General features: G+C 41.5%; 24 protein-coding genes. 7 read left to right on the top strand and 17 right to left on the bottom strand.

The window, feature by feature from the left end:
• Positions 1 to 121: 121 nt before the first annotated feature.
• The 6 genes from KJB35_RS20475 to KJB35_RS20450 form a co-directional block, all read right to left on the bottom strand.
• Positions 122 to 631: a hypothetical protein gene (locus tag KJB35_RS20475; protein WP_285469659.1), complete on the bottom strand. Its 510-nt coding sequence runs from the start codon at positions 629 to 631 to the stop codon at positions 122 to 124.
• Between the two features lie 68 nt (positions 632 to 699).
• Positions 700 to 996, bottom strand: a complete 297-nt coding sequence (locus tag KJB35_RS20470; RefSeq protein WP_285469658.1) for a hypothetical protein — start codon at positions 994 to 996, stop codon at positions 700 to 702.
• Between the two features lies 1 nt (position 997).
• Positions 998 to 1600, bottom strand: coding sequence for a hypothetical protein (locus KJB35_RS20465; protein WP_285469657.1), 603 nt, complete (start codon positions 1598 to 1600; stop codon positions 998 to 1000).
• 160 nt (positions 1601 to 1760) lie between these two features.
• On the bottom strand, positions 1761 to 2198 hold the full coding sequence (locus tag KJB35_RS20460; protein ID WP_285469656.1) for a hypothetical protein: 438 nt from the start codon (positions 2196 to 2198) through the stop codon (positions 1761 to 1763).
• 6 nt (positions 2199 to 2204) lie between these two features.
• Positions 2205 to 2402 carry a hypothetical protein gene (locus KJB35_RS20455; protein WP_285469655.1) on the bottom strand — a complete coding sequence of 66 codons (198 nt, stop codon included), beginning with the start codon at positions 2400 to 2402 and terminating at the stop codon, positions 2205 to 2207.
• Positions 2403 to 2447: 45 nt separating this feature from the next.
• Entirely contained in the window at positions 2448 to 2837 is a 390-nt protein-coding gene (locus KJB35_RS20450; RefSeq protein WP_285469654.1) for a hypothetical protein, read from the bottom strand.
• A gap of 186 nt (positions 2838 to 3023) precedes the next feature.
• Between KJB35_RS20450 and KJB35_RS20445 the strand changes: the two genes are divergently transcribed.
• Positions 3024 to 3404, top strand: a complete 381-nt coding sequence (locus KJB35_RS20445; RefSeq protein ID WP_285469653.1) for a hypothetical protein — start codon at positions 3024 to 3026, stop codon at positions 3402 to 3404.
• A 5-nt stretch (positions 3405 to 3409) separates the two neighbouring features.
• On the opposite strand, the gene KJB35_RS20440 is transcribed toward KJB35_RS20445, so the two are convergent.
• Positions 3410 to 3829, bottom strand: coding sequence for a phage protein NinX family protein (locus tag KJB35_RS20440; protein WP_285469652.1), 420 nt, complete (start codon positions 3827 to 3829; stop codon positions 3410 to 3412).
• A gap of 170 nt (positions 3830 to 3999) precedes the next feature.
• Here KJB35_RS20440 and KJB35_RS20435 point away from each other — a divergent pair, with 170 nt between their 5' ends.
• Positions 4000 to 4305, top strand: a complete 306-nt coding sequence (locus KJB35_RS20435; RefSeq protein ID WP_285469651.1) for a hypothetical protein — start codon at positions 4000 to 4002, stop codon at positions 4303 to 4305.
• 39 nt (positions 4306 to 4344) lie between these two features.
• On the opposite strand, the gene KJB35_RS20430 is transcribed toward KJB35_RS20435, so the two are convergent.
• Positions 4345 to 4623 carry a hypothetical protein gene (locus tag KJB35_RS20430; RefSeq protein ID WP_285469650.1) on the bottom strand — a complete coding sequence of 93 codons (279 nt, stop codon included), beginning with the start codon at positions 4621 to 4623 and terminating at the stop codon, positions 4345 to 4347.
• A 293-nt stretch (positions 4624 to 4916) separates the two neighbouring features.
• On the opposite strand from KJB35_RS20430, the gene KJB35_RS20425 reads away from it, so the two are divergent.
• Together KJB35_RS20425 and KJB35_RS20420 are read left to right on the top strand one after the other, a co-directional pair.
• Positions 4917 to 6122, top strand: a complete 1206-nt coding sequence (locus KJB35_RS20425; RefSeq protein ID WP_285469649.1) for a hypothetical protein — start codon at positions 4917 to 4919, stop codon at positions 6120 to 6122.
• Between the two features lie 196 nt (positions 6123 to 6318).
• On the top strand, positions 6319 to 6657 hold the full coding sequence (locus KJB35_RS20420) for a hypothetical protein (RefSeq protein WP_285469648.1): 339 nt from the start codon (positions 6319 to 6321) through the stop codon (positions 6655 to 6657).
• Between the two features lie 73 nt (positions 6658 to 6730).
• On the opposite strand, the gene KJB35_RS20415 is transcribed toward KJB35_RS20420, so the two are convergent.
• The 9 genes from KJB35_RS20415 to KJB35_RS20375 form a co-directional block, all read right to left on the bottom strand.
• Complete coding sequence (locus KJB35_RS20415) at positions 6731 to 7204, bottom strand: hypothetical protein (RefSeq protein WP_285469647.1); 474 nt, start codon at positions 7202 to 7204, stop codon at positions 6731 to 6733.
• Positions 7201 to 7704, bottom strand: a complete 504-nt coding sequence (locus tag KJB35_RS20410; protein ID WP_285469646.1) for a hypothetical protein — start codon at positions 7702 to 7704, stop codon at positions 7201 to 7203. Before KJB35_RS20410 ends, KJB35_RS20415 begins: the two co-directional genes overlap by 4 nt.
• Complete coding sequence (locus tag KJB35_RS20405; protein WP_285469645.1) at positions 7685 to 8146, bottom strand: hypothetical protein; 462 nt, start codon at positions 8144 to 8146, stop codon at positions 7685 to 7687. Before KJB35_RS20405 ends, KJB35_RS20410 begins: the two co-directional genes overlap by 20 nt.
• Positions 8147 to 8323: 177 nt before the next feature.
• Positions 8324 to 8770, bottom strand: coding sequence for a hypothetical protein (locus tag KJB35_RS20400; RefSeq protein ID WP_285469644.1), 447 nt, complete (start codon positions 8768 to 8770; stop codon positions 8324 to 8326).
• Between the two features lie 19 nt (positions 8771 to 8789).
• A complete protein-coding gene (locus KJB35_RS20395) occupies positions 8790 to 9554 on the bottom strand; it encodes a hypothetical protein (protein WP_285469643.1) in 765 nt (254 codons plus the stop codon).
• Positions 9555 to 9625: 71 nt separating this feature from the next.
• Positions 9626 to 10108, bottom strand: coding sequence for a hypothetical protein (locus tag KJB35_RS20390; RefSeq protein WP_285469642.1), 483 nt, complete (start codon positions 10106 to 10108; stop codon positions 9626 to 9628).
• A gap of 174 nt (positions 10109 to 10282) precedes the next feature.
• Positions 10283 to 11281: a hypothetical protein gene (locus KJB35_RS20385; protein ID WP_285469641.1), complete on the bottom strand. Its 999-nt coding sequence runs from the start codon at positions 11279 to 11281 to the stop codon at positions 10283 to 10285.
• 367 nt (positions 11282 to 11648) lie between these two features.
• Complete coding sequence (locus KJB35_RS20380; RefSeq protein ID WP_285469640.1) at positions 11649 to 12029, bottom strand: hypothetical protein; 381 nt, start codon at positions 12027 to 12029, stop codon at positions 11649 to 11651.
• A gap of 43 nt (positions 12030 to 12072) precedes the next feature.
• Positions 12073 to 12447, bottom strand: a complete 375-nt coding sequence (locus KJB35_RS20375) for a hypothetical protein (protein WP_285469639.1) — start codon at positions 12445 to 12447, stop codon at positions 12073 to 12075.
• A 600-nt stretch (positions 12448 to 13047) separates the two neighbouring features.
• Here KJB35_RS20375 and KJB35_RS20370 point away from each other — a divergent pair.
• The 3 genes from KJB35_RS20370 to KJB35_RS20360 are packed head-to-tail and all read left to right on the top strand — an operon-like array spanning position 13048 to position 14185.
• Positions 13048 to 13338 carry a hypothetical protein gene (locus KJB35_RS20370; RefSeq protein ID WP_285469638.1) on the top strand — a complete coding sequence of 97 codons (291 nt, stop codon included), beginning with the start codon at positions 13048 to 13050 and terminating at the stop codon, positions 13336 to 13338.
• A 20-nt stretch (positions 13339 to 13358) separates the two neighbouring features.
• Positions 13359 to 13655 carry a hypothetical protein gene (locus tag KJB35_RS20365; protein WP_285469637.1) on the top strand — a complete coding sequence of 99 codons (297 nt, stop codon included), beginning with the start codon at positions 13359 to 13361 and terminating at the stop codon, positions 13653 to 13655.
• A gap of 8 nt (positions 13656 to 13663) precedes the next feature.
• Entirely contained in the window at positions 13664 to 14185 is a 522-nt protein-coding gene (locus KJB35_RS20360; RefSeq protein ID WP_285469636.1) for a hypothetical protein, read from the top strand.
• Positions 14186 to 14246 lie beyond the last annotated feature (61 nt).

Genomic DNA, 14246 nt, shown 5'->3' with positions numbered 1-14246 from the left:
AGCGCACCATGCGCTACGTAGTCAATTTTAACACAGTAAATTATTGTATTTAAAGAACTTTTTAAACTAATTCTTCAGTAATTCAATTTCAAAACCAGCCCTTTGGAGGCGAGATTGTCTCTCAGCTTTCAACCGAATCAACGACCTTCTCAAGCTCTTCAACTTTCGATTTATAGTGCTCAGTCTCTTTGTGAGAGAACTCCAACTTTTGCTCTAATACTTTGATTTTTTCTAGGAGAGCCGTTTCAAGAGAGCCTAATTTTGCGATGTTCTCCGAATCCTCTGACAATCGCAGGATGTCAAACTCATCCAAGTCTTCTCCGTTATCACTCATCTTTTTAGCTTTGAGAAAGCCGTCATACCACCCATCACCGAACGCACTTAGCAGTTCCTCGCTGCGTTCTGCTTCCTTGGAATCAAGGATGAAGGTTTTAAGGATTTCATCGCCTTTGTAGTGAATGACAGGTTTGCCGTTTTCGAAATGAAAGAACTCACCATCTTTAGCATAGGCAAGTATCCACATTCGATCTCCTTCGCCATCCCAATTATCTACAACATATAGGGCGTGGGTTGGGCTGTCTGAGAGTGGTACTGAGGGGGTGTCTTGTATTGAATGAGTTTGGGTTGCCATAGTTGTTTTACCTTTGAAAGAGACGAACTCCGTTAAGAGTCCGTCACAAGCATTAACAATAATTTAAATTAGTCTTTTAAGATGCTCTGCTCTAGTTCTCGACGCTCTTTATCGACCTTCTTCATGTCAATCCCAAGAAACTCGGCGGCTAGCACTTCTCCTCCACGCTCAACCATTGCAGGCTCAAGGTAACCATGCATATTCTCTTTGATTACACCAAGGTGTAAGCCTTTCTTGCGTAGGAAGAGAAGGAAGTCCATAAGATCATCAACATTGTCACGGTTTTTACTTAGCTTTTCACACTCAGGGTAAGATGCGGCTTGCTTGGTATTGTCTTCTACTTGGCTTTTTGAAGGCTTGTTCATTTTAAGCTTCCTTAGTAAGTGTTTGTTCTGGGGTTGTGCAGGTGCATTTTTCGCAAAGCTCATCAATTTGCTCAGCAGAAAGCGGCTCATGATCATCGAAGTGTGGAAGATTACGGTATGAGCTTAGTTCTCCAGTCTCAATCATGTCTTGAAGAATGCGTAGGCTAGCAAGAATGTTCATTTCTTCTTGTGCTGTTACAGCCTTACCATTGATAGAAATATTGGTGCTCTTAGCTTTGCTTGCTTCTAGTACGGCTTTGATAGTGAAGTTGGCGTTGTTATTAAAGTCACTAAACGAGTACGTTGAAGCAACAGAGCCAAAAGATTCCTCTAAAGAGATTAGAGCTTGCTTCTCATTTGCGTACGCATCACTAAGGGACGCTAAAAAATCTTGGGCAGAGTTGCAGTCTTGGAAGCGATCAAGACCAGAGGAATGCTTTACTGAAGCATAGATGATTTTTTCATCTGTATTGATTGTAAACATCACTGAGCTATTAGCATGAGACATAGAGATAGTTTTTAGCTCATCAATTAGGGCAGTGGCAATGATGCTTTCAAACGATGCCATATCAAGAGGGTAATGTGGTACTTTAGTGGAACTCATTTTCTTAACCTGTGTTTTATAACCAAATAGAGAGGTAACCACCTCTCAACGTGAAGTCATAATACCACAAACACTTGGCATTGCAACACCAAAGGGCGCGAATTTAATTGTTTTTGATGCTGGTGGATGTCCGTAACAACCACCAGCGACTAAAAGGTTTCTAGGGCGTGAGCGTGTTGCTTTTTTGTCTGGCAAAGACCTGAGATAAAAAGCCTAGCGCAACCACTCCGGACGTAACTCCGAGGTCTAAGTTAGATAGGTCGTTACAGAAAGAATCTGTCAGGCTAATTGCAATAATTCCTACGAAAACAGCAATGATGAACAAAAATGTTTCAACATCATACATGTAGAGGGCGATTAACAATGACTCTTCTGTATCCTCTGTGCTTTCTCTAAGCATTGCACGGTGTAGGATTTCATTCATTACGAAGCTTGAAATGCTCAGAGCTGTTAGAACAGAGGTCGTTAACAACGAGGCGAAATCTGAGCCGTAGCCTGCAAGGAATAAGACCCCGAATAGCATCGGTATGTTAATCAAGCCACTAAAGCAGTTGAGAGTGAGTGAGTCAAAAAAGCGCTTGGGTGTCGGACGTTCCATATTAAACTAATCCTGTTGCTCAATTTCTTTCGATTCAACCCAACTAACCCCACAAGAACGCAAAGGGCGATGACCTTTGTAAGGGATCGTGCGGCGGCATTTGCATCGCAATGAGCCGTCTTCTTGCCAATCCAGTTTTTCAGCTTCGCTTTCAGATACGTGTTCATCACGCCCACAAGTACAGATAATATGCATTAAAGCCATATTTTATTCCCGTTGGGTTAAGCGGGGTATGAACCCCGCAATGATTTAAAGAGTGGACGCCGCGACCGCTTTTGCTACGGCTTCGTGAACTGTGTCTGAAAGGTTGTCGTGTCGGGTGCTCCATGACATCATGCTACCAGAGCCAGTTTCCTGTTTAGCCATCCACATGCCGCCATTTTTAGGGTACTTTGTTTCAAGAAGGTAGCGTTGGCCGTCCTCTTCAATACGCTCGCAGTTTTCTTTAAGAGGAGCTTCCCATTGACGATCGTTGGAGATGCGCCATTTGCTTACTACTTTTAGAGGGATTCGGCGAACACAAATGTAGTATTGAGACATAAGCGCTAGAGTTTCCATCGCAAGCTCACCGCAATCATTTGGGGTTTCAATGCTGTGCTCTTCTACGCTAACTAGTTCTTTTGGAGTGTTATTGCTCATAATAGCCTCTTAACCTGATAATCGAATAGTCAAAGTTACCAACTTCAACTCAAAAGGTCATATGGGAAACCACCCCTTGACCACGAGAGATATAATACCACAACCACTTGGCATTGCAATACCAAGTGGCAAGGAATGTCATTAATATTGTATTTAATAAGAAACAACAGAGAGGCTTTCTATTTGATGATAAACCTTCAAAGCAAAGAGTTTGAAGAAGCGAGACTAAATACGTTTTCTGAGCTGCCTGATAGTACGCGTGGGGTGGGGAAAAATAGTAGATACATATGTGTCACAAACCCTATGCTTAGCTGGTGGCATGTAAATGAAGATGAAGTGATTAAAGAGTTTGAAGATTACATCCCTCTTTACATCGCGGTTAACAGTCTTGAAAATCGAAAGGTAGAATTTTCTTACCATCGAGTAGTACAGGAGATTTGTATTTACATTGATGGTAAGTGGTCAGGCTATTTTGATAGCTATGAAATTGAAAATGTTCTCGTAAAAGCAAGAGAGATGGGGATTGTAGGCGCGTGGGGGAAAGCGCCTACACTGAGTTACTTTTGAGTGAGTTAAGCGGAGATCAGTTTTTCTGGTAGTTCAATAGATTCGCCAACGACACTCATAACATAAACGCGCATAGCTGACTCAAGAGCTGTGCGTCCATTCTGAATGAATTGAGCTCCTTTTTGCTTTGCAGTCCAAAGTCCTTGTTCGTTATCTGTTTCGCTTGGAGATAGTAAGCTAATGTCTTCTCGATCAATGATAACGCCTGCGGTTTTCCATGTTCTTGAAGGGCTGTAATCGTCACTGCCGATCAACCATTTACGACCATACCACGTTTCATCCCAAACCCAATATCCTGATGCAGTAGAACTAGGGGAGTTGTTCGAAAAACCCATTGGGTCATGTAAAATTGGAAAACCTTCGCAATGGGCAACCGCCCAGTCTAGACATGCACCTGATAGTGTTGAAACTTTCACAGAAACCATAATATTAACCAACTCACCTGTGTTATTTGTTGGCTTTATTATACAGAACAGACTTGGCATTGCAACGCAAACCTTAATTATTTGCACACTTTAATTGTTTTTAAAAACAAATTGAACAAGAGTTTTATTGACTGTACCATTCCAATATTAATTGCAGAAAGGATAAGCACATGTGCAACTTAAAGCCCGTTCCTTTTAAGGGAATGCTATATGTCGTTAAGCGTCTTGAAGGTAAGATTCAGCACAATAAAGATGGCGATGTGATAAAAAATGAAGACGGTAGCGCTAAGCTCCTAGATGAACGTGAGGTGTATTTTACGCGCACGTCAGGAGCGGGTGCTATCAAGCATTGGGATGAGGATGTTTCGTTGGCACACGTTTTTACTGAGTTTGATGATGCGATTGCTTTAGTTGGTGAGGTGTATACCAAGGATAATCCTGTGACAATCCTTAAGCTATCAGCCGCTTCAAGTTAATCATTTGAGAGGGAGGGGAGCCTCCCTTTAGCAAAAGGCTCATCGGCAGAAGAAGTCGTTGTCCTGCTCATCTGGAAGGTGACCGAAAGTGTTCTTTGGTTGTGCCATGGGGTGGCTGCTGACAGCCTCTGGGTAAGCAGCTACAGCCTCCTCGACTGTATCGAACATGTCTTGAAAGGACTTGCACGCCTGCCCCGCTAATACACTACTCTTCGGGTAAACACCCCAAGCATGTACGACAATGCGACCGTCACGTGATTCGTAGGTTAATTCTGTTGCTTGTTTGCCATAAATTTTGATGTCAGCTAATTTCTTCATAATCCACACATCGTTATAGAGTTAGTTAAGATTCATAATACCAGCTGCTAACCCACTGTCAAAACAATCAACAAGCCCTTTAAAATCAATATTTTAGATATTGACTTTCATGGTATGCATGCTAACCTCCGTTTTATCGAATGTAAGTCATAAATGCGTTTCGTGAGCGTCATCTCGCCATCCCTAACTTGTAGGCAACTGTCACAGCATATCTCATAAAGTTTGGTCATACCTTCCAGTTTGAGGTGCAACTAGGGAACGCCTTTAAAACAAATCTAAAAGGGTCTATCAGCATGTCCAGACATATTCTATTGCCAGAAAACTTCCGCCAAACAGCCTCCTTGATTGTTGAGAAATGCAAGGGGGTAAAGAATCAAGCATCGATGCTTGATACAATTGAAATGCTACTGTCCAAGCAAGCAAACTTTTACAATCTAGACGAATACAAATCATTCTGTATCGGTTGTTCAAAAGAGCTTTCTTTGCCTGTCCATGAATTCAAAGATTTCGACTCCTTGAGCGAGAGATTGGAAGAGCTTTTTTACAACGGGAAGGCTGCCAAATCATTCTACCTTGATTACCTTTTTGATTTAGATAACTGTCTGAAGTCGTTGGCTTATCATGATGAAGATTATATCACCTTAGAAGGTAGCGAGGCTCTTGCTTGTGATATCCATGCATTCAGAAAGAGCGAACTAATCCCTGACGGCGTTGCCGACTCAATCCCCGATATGGATGGTGAATATCTAGTGTGTTTCACCCAGAAAGGTTTGGATTTAAACCTCGGCTCTTGGTATAGCGCAGATGATTTGAAGGGTTGTTTTGATGTAATTCATCAAGGTATCTATCTTTATTTGAAAAAGAACAACCCCGAGTTTTTCAGCAAGCGCAAATACGGGATCTCCCCACTGAAATTCTCTGAAATTGCCCAAGATATTATTGAGGTTTCGAGAGAGAGAGCTAAGGGTAAGATTCGTCAGGAGCTCGTAACGAATGTTTTGCGTAAACGTGCTGGCTTCCAGTCAATGCAAACCTTTGATGATTACATCCGCAAACAGGGGACTTCAGAATCACCATACGAGAAGGCAGAATTCGTCTCTGACCTATACTTTGAACTTGATCAGTTCAATGATGTTTTTGACAATCCAGTAGCGTCTCGATATTTCGATCATTACTTTGGCACAAAAGGTTCGCTAGATTATGTTGAGGTCGCAAATGATGGCATATACGAAGGCTTCTGTATGATTGGCAAAGCGGATGAATGTATGGTCTACATTTTATCATCCAATGTAATCAAGGAACGCTTGTTCGATGCGTACCGAAACCTTCTACCCGATGGTATGTACAAGGCTAAGTACATTGTTTATGTCGACACATTTAGGAAGGAAGGTATTTATTCTGGGACGCCTGAAATCAACAAGAGTTACAAACTCTGTTACACAGACTCACCGCAAAGAGCTATTAAACACGCTGTAGAAATGATTAGGATGAGTGCATAACGGGAAAATAAAAACCTTCGGTCGTGATTTCGTAATAGCTTTTTCCCGAACGCATGGTCAATCTTAATTATGATTGCCCCCGCGATCCCGATTGTAAGCTGTATATGATTCACCTTGCTTAGGTAGACCTATGTTGCTAGGAACAAGATGCACATAATGGTAAAATCAAAAATTGGATAAAATGAGGAGTCCCGCTATGAGTTTAAAAGATACAGCTGAAACAGAAGCATGGGAATCTGGCAAGCTTGGTAGAGACGAAGAGTTTGCAAGGAAGTCAAACAATGACGGTGAAAACCTTGACGATAAGTTAGGCTTACAGATGATTTCAATCACTTTGCAGGAAAGTTTAATTGAAGATTTGACAAATATAGCAAAACTTAATGGAATGGGTTCTCAGCCACAGCCACTTATTAAGAAAGTCTTGGAGCGTTTCGTAGACACAGAAAAAACAAAAATCTTAAGAGAAGTGGCTATGGAACAAAGAAGTATGGAAGCTGGATTAAAGAAAGAAACCTTGGATTCAAGTGCGCTGTAGAAATGATTAGGATGAGTGCATAACAGAAAAATAAAAGCCTTCGTTCGTGAAGGCTTTTTTGTGTCTTTAAGCTTTACTCGCCACTGGTCGTGATTTCGTAATCGCTTTTTTTTCCGAACACATAGTCAATCTTAACTAAGATTGCCCCTGCGATCCCAACCGTAAGCGGTATACTCATTCCGAGAATCCAATCTATCTCAGTAACGCTCTGATAGCGTTCGCTTGTGACATTTAAAACCTCAAATGAAGCAGCGGCAAGAAGACCAAATGGAGCGGCTATTAATGGTAGGTTACCCTTCATAAACTCAAGATCGTCATTCTTCTCTTTAAAGTCTTTAGCTCGAATAGCGCCTTCAATAACTTTATTTATCCCTCTGTTATGAAAAAGAATGAACAGGGTAAACAGAAAAGAGATGGTTCCTACCGCAGCAGACTGACCCCAAAAGAAGTGAATCACTTGAGTTGTGATTGGGATTATTAAAAGACCTTGCAGAGATGCGTTATTTTTACGGGCATCCTGTAGGCGTCTATCAATATCGTAATTCATTTATTTGTAACCTTGTTAGGTAGGTAGTCGGTAGCATTGTTGAAAATGAAATCAGTTAAAAAGAGATGAGCTTGAACACCATAGGTACAGATCAACATGAGAACAAACCCAAGCCAATCCATAGGCGTAACGCTTTGGTAAACGACATGGCTCATGTAAACCACAGACAAGCTGAGAAAGCCTAGGAGGGCGCTTAACACATTGAGCGTGCGATTATCATCGATAGACACAACAACATCTTCTAGGCGCTCCTGAAGCGTTTCTCGTTCACGTGTGAGCTTAATTAGGTGCTTATTACCAAAATACAACGTCGACATGGCTGCGAATGTTAGAGATATCGCAACCACAACGCTCCAAGATGTACCAATGCAAAGCCAGAAAACCATTGATGCTAAAGGTACACTCAGTAGAGGGCGTATTCTCTCGATATTGATCTTTGCGTGAGCAAGCCTTAAATCAACATCATGTTCGAGGGCTGCACTATTTTGATGTGTAGTCATGAGCCTTCTTGAAGACATAGTTAATCTTGCTTAGGTAGACCTGTGTTGCTAGGAACAAGATACACATGCTTGTAGCTACTAGAAAATCTACTTTGTTGAACTCAACTAATGAGTTAGACGTTATCACATAGCCTAGAGATAGGCTTGATAGCAAAACGTGCGTCATTAGGTTCGTGTGGGACAGTCGTGTGTACTTGTTCATCATTTCAGCGCGACCTTCTAGATCAGGAACTGAAAGTGCTTTTTTCATGTTCTGGTGATTGGAGTACGCGACAAACAGGATTGAAAACACAATGAACGCAGGTGCAATAATGACCGACAGCGAAGCTTTCAGATAAATGGCACTAAATACACTTGCAATAGGGATGATGACAGTCCAGCAAGTTTTCTTGTTTCGAGTGATAGACTCTTCGATGCGTTTGTTTACATCATAATGGCTCATAAAGAGATTTCCTTGTTATTCTAATTAATGTGTAGACATAGGCGATTACTGCCCATAACCATTAGCTATAATACCACAAAATAACTTGCATATGTCTAATTGCAATTACAGTTTGATGAAGCTAGATAAAGAAAAGGGCTGCACGTGGCAGCCCTAGTATATCCATGAATTTTTAAACTAAATCTTGCGGATGGCGCTCTGAACCTCTTTGTCAAAGCTCAAGATAGAATTGTTAAATGAGATCTCTAAAGGTTCATTCGAATCTACAATACGCCTTGCGTATACGATTGATGTTCCTAACAAGGTGGTTTTAACAACGCTCTTGATTTTTGTTGACTCTAGAACGTCGTCCTCTTCCATCTTGAACTTGCCTATTAGGTGACGAACAACACAAATGCTTGTGTAAATTTCAGACCAGAACTGCGTTATGTCTTCTGCTGTTACTGTGTACTCTGGAAGCTCATCGACACCGCTTGTTTCAACATTAACTGTAGCTAGAGTGCGATCCGCGCAGAATAACTTCAGGATTTGAGGCTGGTGGCTGTTCAATCTGATTAGCTTTGCATTTAATTCAGAGGTTATTGAGTTAATTTTCTGAAAATCAAACTCTAATTGCTCGCTCATACAGGGGCTCCGTTAACACTTAAATCGAGTTGTACATTTTAGCAACTTCAGCCAAAGAAATTTTATTATCTGACAAGAATACTTCGTCAGCTTCATCGCCAAAGGCATTTACAATCAGATCCCATGCGCTTGGCAACATAAACTTGTTTAGGATCTCAGCAATCTCATTAGCCGTCTCACATAACAAAAGGCAGTCGGTTAGTTTATCTCGAACAAGAAAAGTGATTTTCTTACTCAGCTTATTCTTAATGAATACGAGTGGGCTGTTTGGTGTGCAGTAGGCGATCAGGTTGCTTGATTCCAAGTCTGAACGCTTCGACTCCATTTCACTTAAGGTTTCTTCTTCAATCACGACTAGAGGGACGATAGAGCCACAATTAAGCGTGATGCACCAAGAGTCTGGAGGCACGTTGTTAGTTAAGTTACGGATCTCAACTTCTAATTCAGCTTTTATATCCAAGACAGTTTTGTGTCGAGCAACCATTTCATCGAGGTGCATTTGCTTAGCATCTTCGTAGTTCAAATAAAGCGAACTGTTTTTGAGTGGTTTATTTTTGTTTAACACAAGAGATTGACCCTTCTTGAGCTTAAACATAGCGATGTCAGAAGGCGTTGGGTTCGCGTTCGCTAATGAAATCCCTGCAATGGCTTCTTCATTGCTCACAGCTCTTATTGAATCAATCTTGATTGCGATAACTCTTCGAGAAATAACATACGGCGCGTAGAGAACGTCACCTACACTTACTGTTTCACCGTCTACTGTGAATGATTGAACACTGGACACGTTAATCTCCTTGGCTAACGAAACTCTGCAAAAAAGTTTTAGGCTGCGGTGAGGCAGCCTAAATTTCAAAATTAAAGACAAATATCGAATTTGCGAACCGATTCGCTGTGACAGCGAAGACCATTAGGGTAGTTGTGGAAGTTGATGCTTAGTGTGCCTTTAACATCACGAGCAACAAGTTTGAGAATAAGCTCTGTGACTGTAGGAGCTGACTCTTCGAAAATTTTCGTATAACTACAGCTTTTTGTAGCAGAAAAACGAACTTCACCTGTGGTAACCTGAGAGCGGTTCATTTGACCTGTTGTAGTCGAAAAGCCATCTTCTAAAAGCTCTCCAATTGAAGCAGGGATGTACTTCATGTTCTCAGGAGCAGCGCCGCTGTGGTATTTATTGCCTAGGTGTAAACTCACAAACTCCGCACCATTATCAGATGCTTCAAAAGCCGCCAATTCAATAATAGAGTTAGCCACAATTGGTAGAGGGTAGGAGCAACCAACAGTCCCACATGCGTAGTCTGTAAAGCTTTTAATGTTACCTAGATGTTCAGTTTTCATGGTGAATCTCCTTAACCTGTAGAATGATGGGTAACCAACCCGATTTAGTCGGGAGAACACCTCCCTGACCACGAGAGATATAATACCACACCCACTTGGTATTGCAACACCAATTGTGAATTATTTAAAAAAAACCACCAGCGATAATCGATGGTGGTCATGTTTAGCTTGCTTTTATAGGGCTTCTTGTTCGTAACGAACCTCAATGCTAACCATCCCATAGGTTGCATCAGGGATGATTTCAATCAACATGTTAGGGCGTCCGTTTTCGCACAACCATTCGACCACATCATCATATGACTTTTTGCGGATCTCGTCTTCGTCAGCGTCCATATCGGCAATAACCTCTTGCGTGATGTTATTGTCGATTAAATCATCAAAAGACAAGGCGGATTCTTCGTCAACGTGTTTACGGAAAAGGCATAGCAATTCACTGTCGTGCTTCTTTTCGTTGATTGTTGAACTAACAGAAACATCGTCACTGTCCCCATCTTCGCTCTCAGCCTTGTGGGTTTCGATGATGGTATGAATCGTAATGAAAGATGGCTCTTGAGTTACAGGTTCTGATTTAACCTCGACTGGCGCTTCGATTTCAGTGATTGTGTGGCTACCTTCGATGCAGATCAGATTTACAAGGTAATCAAACACAACTTCATGCGTTTCAAGATCTTCATTGCAGGCGTACAAAAGAAACTCTGCTACATCACTTTCTGCGCATTCAGCGGCTGTCATATCGGTTTCTTCAAGGAAGCGCAAACCATAGTCAGAGCCAGATTCACTTAACTGCTCAAGTAGGATTGCCATTTCGACAACGTAAGGAATGTTCTCGGCAATATAGCTACACACGGTACTGAAAAGTTGGCGTTTAGCAGCCTCTTCGCTTTCAGCGGTGAATGTTGAGCTGTCGTTGTCATAACCATCTTCGTGGAAGTAATTCTCGGTAACTACCCAAGTGTTAGCAGAGGTTGATTGGGTTTGTTCGTTAGACCAGAACTGATCAAGGTTGTGTTCGTGTTTGCCGTCTTCACGTTTACCGTGTAGAAGCGTTACCATCGCGTCATTTAGAATGCTGCTGCGCTTCTTTGTAAGCGTTGAGCCAACAGCTTTTTCTAGAACGTTAACAAGGCGGTTTTCGAATTCAGCTTTAGAGATATTAAGGGTTAGCTTAGACATTAATATTAATCCTATATGTGCAGTAACTAGATTATCTTTGTTTGTGTCTGTCTCGTTCCACTTCAATCTAGTCACTGTTAAAGAGACTAATATTTGATTGATGTTGTGTTTATTAAGTGATTTCGCCGCACTACAGAAATAAGTAGTGTGAGACAAAACAAGGCTCACATTCACCTTGGCGACCAACCAATCAACGAACTAAGCGTTGTCAGCCAGAAGTTACGTGTAGTATAAATGCCACAAAATGCAAGTCAAGTGTTTTTAAAAACAATAAACCACTTTAATTTTAAAAGGGTAGGTGGGAGGGTAAGCTGTGGGAGTGATGTTGAAAGGATGGCGTTGGCACCATCCTTTCGATATGTTTGGCTTAAATGTCCTTGACGTACTCTGTGATGTTTAAGTCAATCTCTAGTAGCTCTGCGATTTTCAAAACAGTTTCAGTAGATACTTTGTCACGGTTGTAGAAATCAAACTTGTCTTGAATTAACTTACGACAGAGATGAGCCTTGAAGTCCTCAAGTGAAGCGTACATCGCGTAGTTGAAGTTAGCACCGCCTTGACCTGTGTGGCTAAGCTTTAATTCTTTGCCCTCATTATCAACAAGAATTACTGTTTTAGGGTTCACTTTTTTGACAAAGATTTTTCGCAATGGTGTTATGCCACCTCGATTACGGGCGTTGTCTTTGCCTTGAATATAAATCTCCGTTCCTTCGTGAACTTTTTTTTCAAGCATTTTAATAGCTGCCATGATGTGACTCCTTAGAAGTAGGTTTTGAGTTATGTTTACGCTCTTAGAAAAGGCGGTTCAGTGAATACAAAATGGATTCCGCTAAATCCTGCTCATGGGCAGATACCGATACCGTGAACTTATCTGGGATTTCGATTGAGCACTCGCTAACTTTGGACTCAAGAGCCTCAGTAAGGGCTTTTGGGTTGTCAGTGAGGAATGCCAAGTTCCCTTGTGTTGCAAATACACCTGAGTGAGTGTTGTTAGCGCTTTTGACCTCGTATGAGCCTTTAGAGCCAATCCTTAACGTTGTCGAATAACCTGTTGGGTAAAGCGTTCCATCATCTTCAATGTCAATTCTCCCTGCCGCAATAACTGTGCAATTCGGTAGCAATTCTGAAATTGCTTTATGTTGGTAAAGAGAATTAAAGATCAACATAAATCTATCGTCACTCTTATTGGTGACGGTAATAAATTTAAGTATACCAAGATGACTAGGGGGTGTTTTGTACATGGTTATTCTCGGTGTAGAACACAAAGGCTCATTGTATCATGAGTTGCAGCCAATCTACCAATCAATTGTTTTAAAAAACAACATTGACGTTATTAGATGTGTCCGATAATGTATGCAACACATAGGTTAACTTGGATAAATAGAATGACTGAAAACGGCTTTTATCACGATGATTTATCTTTATTTCAGGTTCCGGTGCATTATGGGGATCACGCCTTAGGGTTTCGAGAGCGAAAAAAGGCAAGGACGGAGTTCTATTTCAAATATGTTCACGGAAATAAATTAAAACAGTGCCCGTCTTGCAGCGGTGGACGCTACTACTGCGGTCATGCTTGTTCGTGGTGTAAGGGAACGGGTAAGGTTCGAGAGCGATAAGATCTAGTCTCAATCGTGCAAACGGTAATTGAAATTACGTTTTACGCCTTTATCTGCCAATAAGGACTCTTTCTTGGATGTTTCTGGAAACATTTGATTGAGCCATTAGCTTAGGTATAATTGCCGCCTAACACAGGTTAAGGAGTTAATATGTCAACCGTTATTGAAACACACATAAAACAAGCTGCCCAAGAGATTTCAAAGTATGTCACTAAAACACTTCAAGGTGTTTTCTCTAATGATTGTGTAGTTGATGTCTTTTTGTATGATCTCGATATTGAAAACAACAAGATCAGCTTTAGTTTTTCTGTGGTAGAGAATGGCATTAAACGTGAATCCGCAGTTGCCACAAAGGGCTTTGCCTTTTTTGATGCTATTGCTGACGGACAACAATCAGCGATTAAGGCATTATGTTCAATTCCAACTAAGGCAAGCTCATAATGGAGATGAAAAGATATTCCATGGGTAATTTGCTCCGTGGCGGCTTTGAGGGGGAGTTTTCCTCTATTGACGAGGCGTGGGACAATTTATCTTCTATGTTTCTATTGGCATTTCCTTGCGAGGCTTTGGCAGATGACGGCGTCACCATGGTTGAAGATTTAGCTAGTTCGCGTTCTGTAAATATGTACGTGTACGAGGTGAACTCTTACGGTTATTTCTGCAAGAATCTATGCAGAAAGGGGCACGCAAAGATGGCAGAACGTATCCCCATTGACCCGTCTAACTTCACTAAAGTTCATCCTATGTTTTTGTCTTGAGGTGTGAAATGAATAAGAAAGATTGGATCAAAGCAAGAGACGAACGGATTGAGCTTGCAAAGGAGCTTACGCACCTTTCTAAGCAAGTTGATGGCATCAAGAATGGAAAAGCATCGTTAAATCTGTCAATCAAGCATAAAGGCGGTGAAACAGACGGTGTACAATTGTCTGGGTTTACTTCAAAGAGTTTGATTGAGAAGCTTCTTTGTCCCGAAATCGAGCGAATTAACAATCGTATTGAAGAGATCGATGTGTTGATGGCAAAGGCAAAGAAGAAGCCAATCCCGCTATGGACAGAGTGTAAAAAAGAACGCGATGAAATGGCATTAGCAGGTGTTTATGCCGTTGAGGAGTGCGTCTTTTGTACAAGCAAAACAAATCTTTGGCACATTGAAACAAACAATCCCATCTGCCTATGTTGCGCTAATTTGTATTACGTTAGCGAGATCCCTGAAGACTTCGGCGAGAATAATCGGAAGGCATTAAAAGCAGGGACTTTTGATTATGGTACATCGGTAAGAGCAAACTAGTGCCTCAGTGGTGGTTCTTGGAGCCACCATGAAAACATCCACCAGCACCAAATATCTTGCT

This window comes from Vibrio sp. D431a (assembly GCF_030248655.1).
GTDB classification, from domain to species: domain Bacteria; phylum Pseudomonadota; class Gammaproteobacteria; order Enterobacterales; family Vibrionaceae; genus Vibrio; species Vibrio alginolyticus.
This window is presented reverse-complemented; position numbering and strand designations above follow the sequence as displayed.